Here is a 13587-nt window from a genome sequence, read left to right as displayed (position 1 = left end):
GACCCGCCCCGAACGGGTGGGATCGAACATGCGAAGGGTGTGAAGAAAAACTCTCCTTTCCGGATCGGAAACGGGGTTGTGCCGGGAAATCATCTCCGCATGATCGCTCCTAGCGTTCTTCAATCCTACGATATCACCAAAGGAAATGCGGCGAAAGACAAAAAAAGTTTAACCTTTCCGAGCCGATGCTCTAGGATAACCCCGATTCGATCCGCCTGCGGTGCGTGCGGGCGAAGGAGTCAGGCGCGCCATGTCTCAAAACGGTTTTCGACCCGAAAAGAACCCTATCGGCTGATCAGGCGGCCGTTGTGTTGTGCGGCGGAGGGCCGTGGCGGTTGCCGCGGCTCGATGCTGCCGGTGTCCGTACGTCTCAAAAACTCGGGATGTGTGCGGCAGGAGTTGGAAGGACAACCAGTCGGTGCAATTGCGTTTACGGGTGGAAACCCTTTGACTTCCCAGGGCGCGGCAAGAGCCTGGGAAGGATTATCCAGGGAGTGAGTGCCATGTCTCAGACGATTGTCATTGTTGGAGCCGTCGCCTTGGGTCCCAAGGCGGCCTGCCGTTTCAAGCGGCTCGAACCTGGATCCCGTGTCATCATGGTCGATCAGGGCAGTATGATCTCTTACGGCGGTTGCGGGATTCCTTATTATGTGTCGGGGGATGTCAGCGACCCGGACCAGCTGCAGTCGACCAGTTTTCATATGCTGCGCGATGAGCGGTTTTTCAAGGACGCCAAAGGGATCGAGGTGATGACGGAGACCCGTGCCACAGCGATCGATCGGGAGGGCAGGAAGCTCCGCATCGTCGATCGGAAGACGGGCAGGGAGAGCGAGATCGCCTACGATCAGCTGGTGCTGGCCACCGGCAGCAGGCCCAGGCGCCTGCCGATCCCCGGCGCTGAACTCGAGGGGGTCTTCACGGTTTCCAGCCTCGATGAAGCGGTCCAGATCAAGGCGCGGATCGCCGAGGGGCAGGTCGGCAGGGCCGTCGTGATCGGAGCGGGTGCGATAGGGCTCGAGATGGCTGAGGCCATGAGCGATCTCTGGGGGATCGAAACCACTGTGGTGGAGATTCAAGACCAGATCCTCCCGAACATCGTCAGCCCCACCTTGGCTCGGATGGCCCAGCGGCACATGGAGGAGAACGGCGTGGCATTCCAGATGGGTGAGGAGGTGCGCCGGATCGAGGGTGAAGGGCATGTCGCGGGGGTGCTGACTGGACGAGGCACTCTGGAGGCCGACCTGGTGGTGATGGCCGTGGGTGTAACGCCCAACGTGGACCTGGCGAGGGAGGCCGGACTGGCGGTCTCGGAGCGGGGAGCCATCATGGTCAACAAGCGCATGCAGACCTCCGATCCGCTGATCTACGCCGGAGGCGATTGCGTGGAGATCCCGAATCTCATCACGGGCAAACCGGGTTATTGGCCGCTCGGTTCTCTCGCGAATCGCCAGGGTCGCGTGATCGGGACCAATCTTGCCGGGGGGCGGGCCGAATTCGAAGGGGCCGTCGGCAGTTTCGTGGTCAAGCTCTTCGACGTGTCGGTCTCCAGCAGCGGCCTGTGCCCGAGCGTGGCCGAACGGGAAGGGTTCGATGCCGCCGCCACCTTCGTGGTGCAGTTCGACAGGGCCCATTTCTACCCGGAAAAGGACCTCCTCTACCTCGAACTGGTGGTGGAAAGAGGCTCCCGGCGGGTCCTGGGGATCCAGGGGATCGGCAACAAGGGGGACGGCCTTCTGGCCCGCATCAGCGCCGTGGCGGCCATCCTCAAGCACAGGCCGACGACGGAGGACATCAGCAATCTGGAACTGCCCTACTCGCCGCCTTTCTCGTCGGCGATGGACGTGTTGAACGCCCTGGGGAACGCGGCGGAAAACATGCTCGATGGGAAAAACCGTGTCATGGACACCGATCAGTTTGCCGAGTGGTGGGATCAGCGTGAAAAGGGGGAGACCTTTTTCATGGATTGCCGGAACTGGGGCAACGCCGAGGCCTATGTCAAGAAGTATCCGGATCACTGGAAGAGCATCCCGCAGGACGAGCTTCGCAGCAGGCTCTCCGAGGTGCCCAAAGACAAACGGATCGTCCTGATCTGCAATACGGGCGTACGCTCGTACGAGGCGCAGGTCTTCCTGGATGAAATGGGGTTCCACGACACCTTCAACCTGCAGGGGGGGATGGCCGCCGTCAAGAAATGGCCGGGGGATCTGTAGGCCGCAGCGGCTCCTGGACTGGGACACCGGGTGGAGCCTTGTTCCCGAAGAGCGCGCAGACGCCGGCAAGATTGTTGAAACCCTTCGTTTTACCCCTTCCGTGGACCCCGCAGGCTGAATGAGGCTTGCGGGGTTTTTTGCGGAAGGAGTCCTTTCCCCGAGTGTAGGCTTTTCCATGAGAGAAGCACCCTCTTCACGGCTAAGGTCGGATGCGAGTGAGGGTCGCATGGGGATAACCGCTTCGGACTCATCCGGCGTGACAACGAAAAAATCCGGTACATTAAAAAGGGTTTCTGGCGTATGATAGTCAGCGGATTTTCTGTGTGAGACGCGCCACCATGACTATAATGGCCTGAAAGGAGACCTCCATGACTGCCACGGAACTGATCAACACTCCTCTGAAGTATCTCGACAAGGCATTAGGCGGATTGCGGGAAATGGGGCTTCTGCCGGAGAAGCCGAACGAGGCGCCGATCGTTGCGCTGATCAGTCAGATCAGCGACCTGGACGAAGAAAAGGCCGTGGCTGTCGCGCGGACCTTGAGCCACAGTTCGGTCTTCAACCAGGTGGTCCGCGAACAAATCACCCTGATGAAGGTGGGTGAGCGTTACGAAAAGATCACCTCGGCCTTCGACAGCATTCGGGATGATGCAAAAGCGATGGTGGACCAGCTGGAAGACGGACGGATTTCCACCATGGAGAGGATCCAGAATGCCTGGATGAAGGTGACCCGGGGCAGCATCCCGAGCCGGTTCGAGGACATCAAGGAAACCTATCTCGAGGTGACCGCCGACACCAAGGATCAGATCGAACGCGAGCACCGGATCCTCGAGGCCTACCAGGATTTTCGCGGGGCCTTGAAAGAGTCCCAGGTCATGGCTTTTCAGATCCTGAAAAAGGCGGAGGAGGCCGTGGCCGGCAGCAAGGCCGGGCTCGAAGAGGCATCCCGTTCGCTCGAGGCCTACACGGAGGGAGACCGCGAGCAGATCGCCCGGCTGGAGCTCGGACGTGACGAGCGTCTGCGTGAACTCCAGGAAAAGGACAAGCGCTACCAGATTGCCAAGGACCTCGCGGAGAACCTGTCGGTGAGCTACAATACGACGGAGGTCGTGATGGCCCGGCTGGTCCAGTCGACCTCTGTAAAGGAGCGTGTCTACTCCCAGGCGGTGTCCTTTTTCGGCACGAATGAAACCGTCTTCACGGCCCTGAACGCCTCTTTTACGAGCATGCAGGGCCTGCACGAGAGCACCCGCACGCTGGAAGCCATGAAAGAGGGCATCAACAAGGGCCTGGAGACCATCGCGGAAGTGGGCGGGAAAGTCCAGGAAGAGGCGCTGCGCGCGGGCTACGGCCCGACGCTCAAGGCCGAGTCCGTCAAAGCGCTTGTCGCCGCCGTGATCAGCTTCCAGGAGAAATCCCACAGCCTCATCAACGAGATGCGCCAGTTGGCCACACGCAACGAAAAAGAGATCGCGGAGGCCGTCGAAGAGGGCAAACGCCGTATGGTCGAACTCATGCAAGCGGGGCCGGCGCTCAGCCATGCCTGAACACAATGAGCCGAAGCCTGATTTTTCCGAAGTCCTGCTGGCCATGGACGTGGTGGACACGCTGCGCCATGAGCGGTCGCTGGTCGAGCGGGAACTGCAGTCAGAGGACAGCGAAAAGGCGCTGATCGAGAAGCTCAGAAGGATCTATGCCGGGCAGGGCATCGAGGTTTCGGACGAGACTTTGCTCGAAGGGGTGCGGGCCTTGCGGGAAGAGCGCTTCACGTATCGCCCGCCCGAACCGGGACTCAAAACCGCGCTTGCCCGTCTGTACGTCCGCAGGGGCCGCTGGGTCAAACGGATCGGGATCCTCTTGCTGGTGATCTTGACGCTTTGGGGCGGATATCACTTTCTCTACGCCGGGCCCTCGGAGCGGGAAAAGGTCCGCATTGCCAGGGAGGTCGGTGAGCTGGGGCCCGCTGCCGTGAAGGACGCGCTCGAACCAGGCGCGCGGCAAAAGGCGGAAGCCTTGTACACGCAGGCTCTTTCGGCTCTCCGCAGAGGGGATTCCGATGCCGCCCGTGACGCCCTCGAGGCCTTGAAAGGCATCCACAGCCTGATCCTGATGGAATACACCCTGCAGGTCGTTTCCCGCCCCGGGACCCCGAGCGGCGTCTGGCGGCACCCGGTCGATAACCCTGCCGGCCGGAACTATTACCTCATCGTAGAGGCGGTCACGGTCGACGGGAGACGGCTGGCGCTGCCGGTCACCTCCGAGGAGGACGGCAAGGTCACGGTCGTGAAAGAGTGGGGGCTCCGCGTCCCCGCCGACATCTATGAAGAGGTCAGGCGGGACAAGGCGGAGGACGGGATCGTAGACCGGCGAAAGGTGGGGATCAAGAAGCGCGGTTTCATCACGCCGGAATACGTCGTGCCGACCAGGGGCGGCGCGATCACGCAATGGTAATGGGGATGCGATGAGATATGGCAGGGACACGCTTGGTGTCATCGAGCAGCACCTGTCGGGTGCACAGGCCGGGGCGGACGAGATCAGCGGGCGGTTGGAGGCCTTGAACCGGCGTCTGGCGGCCACGCGTACGGGGATGGCCGAAGAAGCCCGCCGTCTGGCGAAGTTCCGTCTGGACGAACTGGCTGCGAATCAGGTCATCGCGCACCTGGATCGAACCGGCCGGACGGTGGTCGAACTGCTCGACCGGCGTGCCGGCGCCTTGCAGGACATGGAAAAATCCATCTCCGGCTCCTTGAAAAGGCAGGCTGAACTGGCTGGGTCGCGGGCGGAAAGTGTGCGGCTGAGGGACGATCTGCTGAAGGCGCTCGATGATGCAGCGGCAGGGGTCAAGACGGAACTGAGCACGCAGGAAGCGTACCTGGCGCAGGAAAAGCGCGCGGCGGAGGCGGCTGCCAGGATCGTGCGGGCGAGGGATAAGGCGGAGCAGGCCAATGCCGACCGTGCCGAGAAGGGAAGACCTTATGAGGAGGACCCTCTGTTCATGTATCTCTGGCAGTGCCGGTTCCTCACACCCGAATACAAAGCGGGTCCGCTGACCAGGACCCTCGATGGCTGGGTGGCGAAGATGATCCGCTTCGACGAGGCCCGCAGAAATTATTACATGCTGACGAAGCTGCCCGTGCACCTCGAGGCCCATGCCGAGCGGCAGGAGGCCATCGCGGCCGAGGAGGAGCGGAAACTTCGGGAGATGGAAGCCAGGGCCCTCGAAGGCGCCGGCTTCTCTCAACGCAGGGCGGCGCTGGAAGCGGGCGAGGCGGCCCTGGACAAGATCGAGAACGAAATCGAGGAAGAGGAAAAGAAATACGAGGCCCTGCTGCAGGAACAACAGGCCTTCGCAGCCGGGGCCGACGCCTTGTTTCAAGAGGCTGTGCAACTTCAGGTTGCGGAGATCACGAAGGGGTCGATTGCGGACCTCTACCTGGCGGCCAAGATGACCCCGAGGCCGGATGATGACATGATCGTCAACCGGATCCGCGATCTTCAGGAGGAGGAAGCGAAGATCACCGCCGAGATCGAGCGGGTCCAGGCGGAGGCGAGGAGGAGCCAGGGGGCCTTCCAGGAATTGGAGGAACTGAGGCGGAGGTTCAGGCAGAACCGGTATGATTCAGGTCATTCCTATTTCCCCGGCGGGTTTGACCTTGGGGCCTTGCTAGGCATGCTGCTGCGGGGTGCCGCATCGGGCGGGGATGTGTGGGATCGCATCCAGCGAGAACAGCAGTTCCGGAAACCACGAACGCCGGAAAACTTTGGAGGAGGGTTGTTTCGGGGAGGTTTCCGGAGAGGGGCGGGGCCGGGAGGGGGTTCGAGCGGCCGCGGCGGGTTTGGCGGCGGCGGTTTCCGGACGGGGGGCCGGATGTGAAGAAACGGTGGGTCCCCATGGACGGACGTTGATCAGCGATCATCGGATGCGTTTTGCACGCCTCCGTCATGGCGAGGCAACGGCATGGACAGTTCATGCCAAGGGATGCCACGAACCCGACCTAGGGACATGATTGAATTTAATATGAATAACGGTTTTTTTAAGCGTTCTTTTAAAGTCACACAACCTGATCGGCTGCTTTAGCGGCGGAGTTTCTAAACATCCGCAATGGGAGGGACGACATCGTGAATATCATGGAACTGCTTGGGGCAATGATGCAGCCGGGAGTGAATTCTGCAGCCGGCCAGCGCTTGCAGCACACGCTCGGCTCACGTGGCTCGGGGTCTTCGGAGGGGCTGCTTTCTTCCCTGTTTGGAGGGGGCGGCTCGGGCGGCGGCATAGGAGGTATGCTCGGTGATATCCTGCAGGAGGCGGGGCAGGCTGTCGGGGGGAAGAAGAACCTCGCCGTCGGGGGAATCGGCGCCCTTGCGGGCGCATTGCTCGGTGGAGGCAAAAGCTCCATGGGTGGGGCCGTGGGGGGCGGCTTGATGGCGCTCCTCGGCGCGCTGGCCTTTTCAGCCTTGAAAAAGGCCGGGCAGCCGCAGGCGGAGGTCCCGCTCGGGTTGCGGGCGCCGGCTGAGCCGCAGGAGGAGAAGAGGCTGGAGGAGAATGCCGGGCTCGTGTTGCAGGCGATGATTAACGCTGCAAAGGCCGATGGCGAGATCGACCAGGGCGAAGTGCAGCGGATCGTGGGCAAGCTCAGTGAGATGGGGATCGCAGAGGAGGCCAAGGCTTTTCTGAACGTTGAGATGCATAAACCCATGGACACGGAAACCCTGATCCGGGCAGGCGCAGGACGGCCCGAACTGGCGGCGCAGCTTTACATCGCCTCGCTCCTGGCCATCAAGGTCGACACGCCGGCGGAGGAAGCCTACGTCAGGAACCTTGGTGAAGGACTCGGGCTGCAGCCGGAAGTCATGAAACACCTTGAGGCTGCCGTCGGCCTGAACCGATAGTTTTTTGCGGCATCACCCGACTTTTCGCAGGCTCAATGCCGACATCTGGCTGGGGCTGCCCGGAGAACCGTTTCCGGGATGACGCTAACCGACTGAGAGATGAAAATCAGTCCATTCAGACGGAGGAGACCATGGGATTATTTGATTTTGTCAAGGAGATAGGCCAGAGGCTGTTCAACCGCGATGCCGAAGCGGCTGAAAAGATCAAGGAGCACATCGAGAAAGCGAACCCCGGGATCACCGATCTAGGGGTCGACTACACCGACGGGGTGGTTTCCCTCTCGGGCAAAGCGGCCAGCGCAGAGGCCATGGAAAAGGCGGTGCTGATGGCCGGCAACGTCCAGGGCGTTTCGGATGTACGGGCCGATAGCCTGCAGGCACCGACCGTCACGGAGAAGGTGGAATATTACGTCATCAAGAAAGGCGACACCTTGTCGGCGATCGCAAAGCAGTTCTATGGCAAAGCAAGTGATTATCCAAGGATCTTCGAAGCCAACCGGGAGGTCATCAAGGATCCTGACCTGATTTATCCCGGTCAGAAAATCCGCATTCCGCTTCAGTAAAATGCCATGGGGCTTCATTCGGTCCTGTCTCACCCCTTTCAATGAAGCCCCACCCGGAAGCCCTGCGCCGGGGAACCCCCGGCCCATGGCGTCAAACCCGAACCTGCGCCGTTGGGTCTTCATCGGCAGGAGCGCGGGCTTGCCGGGTATGACGCATTCTGCGAGGGGTGGGGATAATTAGGCGGGAGAAAAGCGGGATCGGGGATAAAAACAAAATGACGGAAGCCAAGGAAGCGTCTCTGGCGATAAGTGTTCTCGATGCGATCGCGGAGCCCTTCGCAAAGCATTTCCACCACCAGGTTGTCAAGGCCTTCCCGCCTCAATCAAGGCTTGTCCGCCTCTGGGCGCGTTGCATCTGGCGCTTGTCCGTTCTGCGCGAGTACTTGAGCGAAGGGGAGAATGCCGCACCCGAGCGGTTGGATGCATTCTGGGATGAGCAACGCAGATTGGCGAAGGCATCATGGGACCGAAGCGGGGATGGCTTCGGCTGGGAAGAACACCTGAAGGCCTTCGCCGATGCTCAAGATTCCCTGAAGCTGCTTGCCGCCTTCCAAGAAGACCACATCCGGCCTCGCTTTTCGGCGCAGACAAAGACGCTCCAGGCAGCCCAACTCGCCTGCGCTGAATTCGAAACGCTCGCATCCCATATGAACCCTGAAGGTTGCAGCAAGGAAATGTGGGATGTCGAGAAACGGTTCTGGAAAAGCGCAAGGTCGCGAAACGGATCAGGGTGCGGCCCCCAGCCCAAAAAAGAAGGGGTTACGAACTAATGTAACCCCTTGATTTTCCTATGGTGGGCGATGCGCGACTCGAACGCGCGACCTTTGGTTCCGGAGACCAACGCTCTATCCACCTGAGCTAACCGCCCTTAACAAAAATAAAATAACACTTCTTTAAGGGCGGGTCAAGCATCTGTTTGCCGCTCCCACGGGTGAGGTTCCTTGACTTCCCGATGGGGTTGGGCTAATGATGATTGGAAAAGCGGTTGCAGGGTTTGGTGGTGTTTTGCCGTCAGAAGAGGGGGATGGAACAGGTTTGGGGGAACGCGAAGTCAGATCGATCAGAATCGGTTCGAAGCTGCTGGGCATTGAAGGCCCATTTTTTCTTATTGCAGGTCCTTGCGTGATAGAAGATGAGGCGGTCGCACTCCATGTGGCGGATCGCTTGCGCGAGCTGGGGGATGATCTGGATATCCCCGTGATTTACAAAAGTTCTTACGACAAGGCCAACCGGACCTCCCTCGGCTCATACCGGGGCCCGGGTCTGGAAAAAGGGTTGGAAATCCTTTGGAAGGTGAAGGAATCGACGGGGCTGGCGGTTCTCTCCGATGTCCATCGACCGGAGGACATGGCCGCCGCCGCCGAGGTCCTCGATGTGATCCAGATCCCGGCGTTTTTGTGCCGGCAGACGGACCTGGTCGTAGCCGCCGCCCGGACAGGCCTTCCGGTCAATCTCAAAAAGGGGCAGTTCCTCTCGCCCTGGGAGATGGGGCCGGCATCGGGAAAGATCTTGGCTGCGGGCAACGAGCAGATTCTTTTGACCGAGCGCGGAGCATCCTTCGGATACAATAACCTTGTCGTCGATATGCGCGCGATAGCCGTCATGCGCGGACTCGGCTTTCCCGTCGTGTTCGATGCCACCCACAGCGTTCAACTCCCGGGCGGGGAGGGGACGTGTTCGGGAGGGCAGCGTGAATTTGTCGGCCACCTGGCGCGGGCGGCGGTTGCCGCCGGGGCTGACGGCGTCTTCATGGAAGTCCATCCGGACCCGGATCAGGCCCTTTGCGACGGGCCCAACTCCTTGCCCATCCAGGATGTGCGGCCCCTTCTCCGGCTGCTGAAAGACATCCACGCCCTCGTCAGATCCTGAAACCTGAAAAGACCTGCCGGCAAGGCTTTAGCACACGAAGCACATGCCTTGAAAAAGCCGCGTTCGCCCGCCTCGGACCTGTGTTGGTGGAGGACCCGCACGAGGCACGAATTGAAGCTATCCCGCTGATGGAGGAACCCGGATGGAACCGATGGAGGAGAAGGCGAAGCAGATCAAAACCCTTTTTCTGGATGTGGACGGTGTCCTGACGGATGGCAGGGTGACGCTGGACGACCGCGGAGTCGAAATCAAGTCCTTCCACTCCAAGGACGGGCAGGGGCTCAAGATGCTTGTCGCCTCCGGCATCGAAGTCGTCATCATCACGGGCAGGTCCTCGAATGCCTTGGCCTACAGGGCACGCGAACTGGGGATCGAGGCCGTTTACCAGGGGGTCGGCGACAAGCGGGCCCTTTGCCGGCGATTGATCGCCGAGCGTGGCTTGAAGGTGGAGAATGTTGCGTCGATGGGGGACGACCTGCCGGATCTCGGGATGATGTTGGAGGCCGGGTTGCGCATGACGGTGAACGATGCCGCCGAAGAGGTCCGTGAAATGGCCGATTTCATCACCCGCCGGAACGGCGGGCAGGGTGCGGTGCGGGAGGTGAGTGAGTGGCTGCTCAAATGCCAGGGAAAATGGCTTGAAGTCGTTGCGGCGTATGCCGGAAAATAGTCTTTACAATGGATTTTTCGGGTTGATATACTGAATAAGGACTGCATGGGGCGCTTTCTACTGAAACATTGGCCCATGGTAGGTCTAGGGCTCCTTCTTGCCGTTGTGGCGGCCTATCTGATCGGGGCGAAATGGGTGGGTCGCGGTGCCGCCCTGCTGGACGATGTAGTCAGTAGGGAAGGCATTCAACTGAATGAGATCCATTATACGCAGGATGATCCCGAGCGGGGTCTGAGATGGATTCTCGATGCCGAATCTGTCCGCTTCTCCGGGGATCAGCGGTTCGTTCACTTTTCGCGTTTCTTGCTCACCGTGGAACCGGAAGAAGGCGCCTGGGTGAAGCTTAAAGGGGACGAGGGAGATTATTCCCGGGATACCGGTGAGATCGAAATCCGTGGTGCGATAGAAGGAGAGACGGGGGACGGCTATCGGCTCCTGACCGAGCATCTTCTGATCGACGAAGGGAAGAAGACCGTACGGACGGACGTCCCTGTTCAGTTGGAAGGCCCCTTTTTCTCTGTTGAGGGGAAAGGTCTCTTCTTTGATTTGAACCAAGAGAGGGTCCAGATCTTATCGGAGGTCACAACGCATATCCGATGACGCCTGCCGGTAGGATCCGCCATTTCCATTGATCAGCATTGTCAAGGTGAGCGAGATGAAGCCCCAGGCTTTGAAGATACTTGGGTGGGCTAGCCTGCTGATTTTTGTGCTGTCTGCGGCGCAGCCCGCGGCGCAAGCGCAGGGCATCGCGGCCAAGGCGTCGCGGGGCGGCCCCATGGTAATCCATTCGGACACACTCGAAGCGGACAATCTTCAGCGGACTGTCACCTTTTCCGGAAAGGTCAAGGCTGAAAGAGAGGATTTTATCATTCATTGCGAACGGATGGTGGTCCACTATACCCGTTCGGAAAATGCCGGTGCGCCTGGAGATGCAACAGAGGGCAGCAGCATCGAAAAGATCGTCGCCAGAGGGAATGTGCGGGTGGATCGCACGGAGGGCGGCACGGCGACTGCCGAAGAGGCCGTTTACTACGAGAATGAGAGCAAGGTGGTTTTGTCGGGCAACCCCGTCCTGAAGCAGGAGAACGATACGGTTCAGGGGGAAAGGGTCATCTTTTTTATCGAAGATGACCGGGTGGTTGTGGAAGGATCCGAAAAAAAGAGGGTCAAGGCCGTCGTGTTTCCGAAATCCGACAACAAGGATAAGCAGCCCGGCGCTGAGCCTGGGGTGGCGCAGTCTGAAAGTGGGCGTGAATAGACCCTGTTCTGGAAGTGGGCAGGGGATTGGGCGTCTGCCGGACCGGGTGCTGGTAATCGATGGAGGGGTGGTTGTAATCGTCTGATGGCATTGGAACTCAAACAATCTCTGGGGCTTTCGCAGCAACTGGTGATGACGCCGCAGTTGCAGCAGGCGATCAAGCTCCTGCAGCTCTCGCGCCTCGAACTTCTGGATGCCATTTATCAGGAACTCGAAGTGAATCCGATCCTCGAAGAACAACTCGGGATTGACCCGGAAGAGGAGATGAGTCCACGAGAGGATGCCGAAGCTCCTGTCGTCGAGGCGGTTCCAGCCGTAACGGAGGTGCGTGTCGAGGAGCGCGCCCGAGAGGACGTGGATTGGGAAAGCTACGTCTCGGAGTACAACACGGGTTGGGCTGAAGCCCCTTATGAGGAGAGGGACGCCCCGTCATACGAGAGCATGACGGCTACGAAGACGGACCTGAGTGATCATTTGACCTGGCAGCTCAATATGAGCCGCATGGACGATGACGCCCGCACGATCGCTTCTCACATCATCGGCAACCTCGATGAGGACGGCTATCTCGATGTCGGGCTTGAAGAGATCGCGGAGGTCGCAGGGTATCCGCTCGAAAAAGTGGAGGAGACGCTCAGTCAGGTCCAGAACTTCGATCCGGTGGGGGTCGCCGCCCGTGATATGCGGGAGTCGCTTCTGATCCAGGCCCGGTTTCACGGGCTCGGAGGGAGCCTCGTGGAGACCCTGATACAGGATCACCTGCACGACCTCGAGAATAGGCGCTATGAGGAGATTTCACGCAAACTCGGTGTTACGGTGGGGGAGATCTGCGAGGCCGTAACCGTCATCCAGGGACTGGATCCAAAACCCGGCCGGGTCCACTCCAGCGAAGAGACGATCTATATCACGCCGGATATCTATGTCATCAAGGTGGGCGACAAGTACGAGATCCTGCTCAACGAAGACGGCCTGCCCCGCCTGAAGGTCAACAGTTACTACAGGGAGGTCCTTTCAGGGCAGATCGAGATCGGCGAAACCGCCAAGGGCTATATCAAGGAAAAACTGCGATCGGCGGCCTGGTTGATCAAGAGCATTCACCAGCGGCAGCGGACGATCTACCGCGTGACCGAGAGCATCGTCCGGTTTCAGCGGGAGTTTTTCGATAAAGGGATTGCTCATCTGAAGCCCCTTGTGCTCCGTGAGGTAGCCGAGGATATCGAGATGCACGAATCGACGGTCAGCCGGGTAACCACCAATAAATATGTCCATACGCCCCAAGGTATTTTCGAACTCAAATTTTTCTTCAACAGCGCCATCAAGAGTGTTGATGGAGATGATCTGGCTTCCGAAACCGTGAAGGAATTCATACGCAACATCGTTAAATCGGAGGAAAAGAAGAAGCCATACAGCGATCAGGAGATCTCGGACATGCTGCGGGGGAAAAACATCAAAGTAGCCAGGCGGACGGTCGCCAAATATCGAGAGGCCGCCGGTATCCTGCCTTCCAAAAAAAGAAAGGACCCTTTTTGAAGACCTGCGGTTTTTGGCTCTTGTGCCGCTGAATCACCTTATTCCGAAAATGTGGAGGTAGTCTTTTATGGATATCACTGTGACCTTCAGACGCACCGAACCGAGCGAAGCGTTGAAAGTGTATGCGGAGGAGAAGGTTTCCAAGGTCAGGAAGTATCTCGATGTTCCGGTCGAGGCCCATGTCGTTCTGAGCGTCGAAAAGTTCAGGCACCAGGCGGATGTTACCCTGATCGTCAACGGGACGCGTATCAAGGCCATGGAAGAGACCGGCGACATGTATTCAGCCATCGATCAGGTGATGGACAAGATCGAGAAGCAGGTGAAGCGCCATCTGCAAAAGATCAGAGAACGCCGTCCGGAAGGTGCGAGACCGGAGGAAGAGGGTGAAGGAGAAGAGGCGTCGGCCGCAGCGGATACCGAGTCCGTGATCGCGGTCGAGCAGATGATCGCCAAGCCGATGGATACTGAAGAAGCGGTCATGCAACTGAATCTGTCGAAGCAGGAATTCCTGGTGTTCCGGAACGCCAAGAGCCTGGAGGTCAATGTCCTTTACAGGAAGAAAGACGGCAGCCTAGGCCTGATCGAGCCGGCGAGCTGATT

Annotated in this window: 13 protein-coding genes and 1 tRNA gene; 13 read left to right on the top strand and 1 reads right to left on the bottom strand. The window is 59.5% G+C overall.

From position 1 onward, the window contains the following. The first annotated feature begins 503 nt into the window (after positions 1-503). The 7 genes from H567_RS0104735 to H567_RS0104705 all read left to right on the top strand — a co-directional run bounded on the left by H567_RS0104735 (position 504) and on the right by H567_RS0104705 (position 8433). A complete protein-coding gene (locus tag H567_RS0104735) occupies positions 504-2210 on the top strand; it encodes an FAD-dependent oxidoreductase (RefSeq protein WP_028320523.1) in 1707 nt (568 codons plus the stop codon). Positions 2211-2578: 368 nt separating this feature from the next. Then, positions 2579-3757, top strand: a complete 1179-nt coding sequence (locus H567_RS0104730; protein WP_028320522.1) for a hypothetical protein — start codon at positions 2579-2581, stop codon at positions 3755-3757. Then, positions 3750-4661, top strand: coding sequence for a DUF6384 family protein (locus H567_RS0104725; protein ID WP_028320521.1), 912 nt, complete (start codon positions 3750-3752; stop codon positions 4659-4661). Before H567_RS0104730 ends, H567_RS0104725 begins: the two co-directional genes overlap by 8 nt. 10 nt (positions 4662-4671) lie before the next feature. Beyond that, positions 4672-6084, top strand: a complete 1413-nt coding sequence (locus H567_RS0104720) for a hypothetical protein (protein ID WP_028320520.1) — start codon at positions 4672-4674, stop codon at positions 6082-6084. Positions 6085-6338: 254 nt separating this feature from the next. Next, a complete protein-coding gene (locus H567_RS0104715; RefSeq protein WP_244155425.1) occupies positions 6339-7100 on the top strand; it encodes a tellurite resistance TerB family protein in 762 nt (253 codons plus the stop codon). Between the two features lie 131 nt (positions 7101-7231). Then, a complete protein-coding gene (gene lysM, locus H567_RS0104710) occupies positions 7232-7663 on the top strand; it encodes a peptidoglycan-binding protein LysM (RefSeq protein WP_028320518.1) in 432 nt (143 codons plus the stop codon). A 215-nt stretch (positions 7664-7878) separates the two neighbouring features. After that, positions 7879-8433, top strand: a complete 555-nt coding sequence (locus H567_RS0104705; protein WP_028320517.1) for a hypothetical protein — start codon at positions 7879-7881, stop codon at positions 8431-8433. A gap of 21 nt (positions 8434-8454) precedes the next feature. Here the strand turns inward: H567_RS0104705 and H567_RS0104700 are convergent. Beyond that, a tRNA-Arg gene (locus H567_RS0104700) sits at positions 8455-8531 on the bottom strand. A 167-nt stretch (positions 8532-8698) separates the two neighbouring features. Between H567_RS0104700 and kdsA the strand changes: the two genes are divergently transcribed. The 6 genes from kdsA to hpf all read left to right on the top strand — a co-directional run bounded on the left by kdsA (position 8699) and on the right by hpf (position 13585). Beyond that, positions 8699-9532, top strand: coding sequence for a 3-deoxy-8-phosphooctulonate synthase (gene kdsA, locus H567_RS0104695; protein ID WP_035253445.1), 834 nt, complete (start codon positions 8699-8701; stop codon positions 9530-9532). A gap of 142 nt (positions 9533-9674) precedes the next feature. Next, the gene (locus H567_RS0104690; RefSeq protein ID WP_035253443.1) at positions 9675-10202 is read left to right on the top strand and encodes a KdsC family phosphatase; all 528 of its coding nucleotides are present in this window, start codon (positions 9675-9677) and stop codon (positions 10200-10202) included. A gap of 75 nt (positions 10203-10277) precedes the next feature. Beyond that, positions 10278-10802, top strand: a complete 525-nt coding sequence (gene lptC / locus H567_RS0104685) for an LPS export ABC transporter periplasmic protein LptC (protein WP_028320514.1) — start codon at positions 10278-10280, stop codon at positions 10800-10802. A 55-nt stretch (positions 10803-10857) separates the two neighbouring features. Beyond that, the gene (gene lptA, locus H567_RS0104680) at positions 10858-11460 is read left to right on the top strand and encodes a lipopolysaccharide transport periplasmic protein LptA (protein ID WP_153306053.1); all 603 of its coding nucleotides are present in this window, start codon (positions 10858-10860) and stop codon (positions 11458-11460) included. 84 nt (positions 11461-11544) lie between these two features. Further along, positions 11545-12987: an RNA polymerase factor sigma-54 gene (gene rpoN, locus H567_RS0104675; protein WP_028320512.1), complete on the top strand. Its 1443-nt coding sequence runs from the start codon at positions 11545-11547 to the stop codon at positions 12985-12987. Between the two features lie 67 nt (positions 12988-13054). Next, positions 13055-13585: a ribosome hibernation-promoting factor, HPF/YfiA family gene (gene hpf / locus H567_RS0104670; RefSeq protein WP_028320511.1), complete on the top strand. Its 531-nt coding sequence runs from the start codon at positions 13055-13057 to the stop codon at positions 13583-13585. Positions 13586-13587: the final 2 nt, after the last annotated feature.

The sequence above is a fragment of the Desulfatiglans anilini DSM 4660 genome, assembly GCF_000422285.1.
GTDB lineage: Bacteria > Desulfobacterota > DSM-4660 > Desulfatiglandales > Desulfatiglandaceae > Desulfatiglans > Desulfatiglans anilini.
The sequence above is the reverse complement of the archived record's forward strand: the minus strand, read 5'-3'. Positions and strand labels throughout refer to the sequence as shown.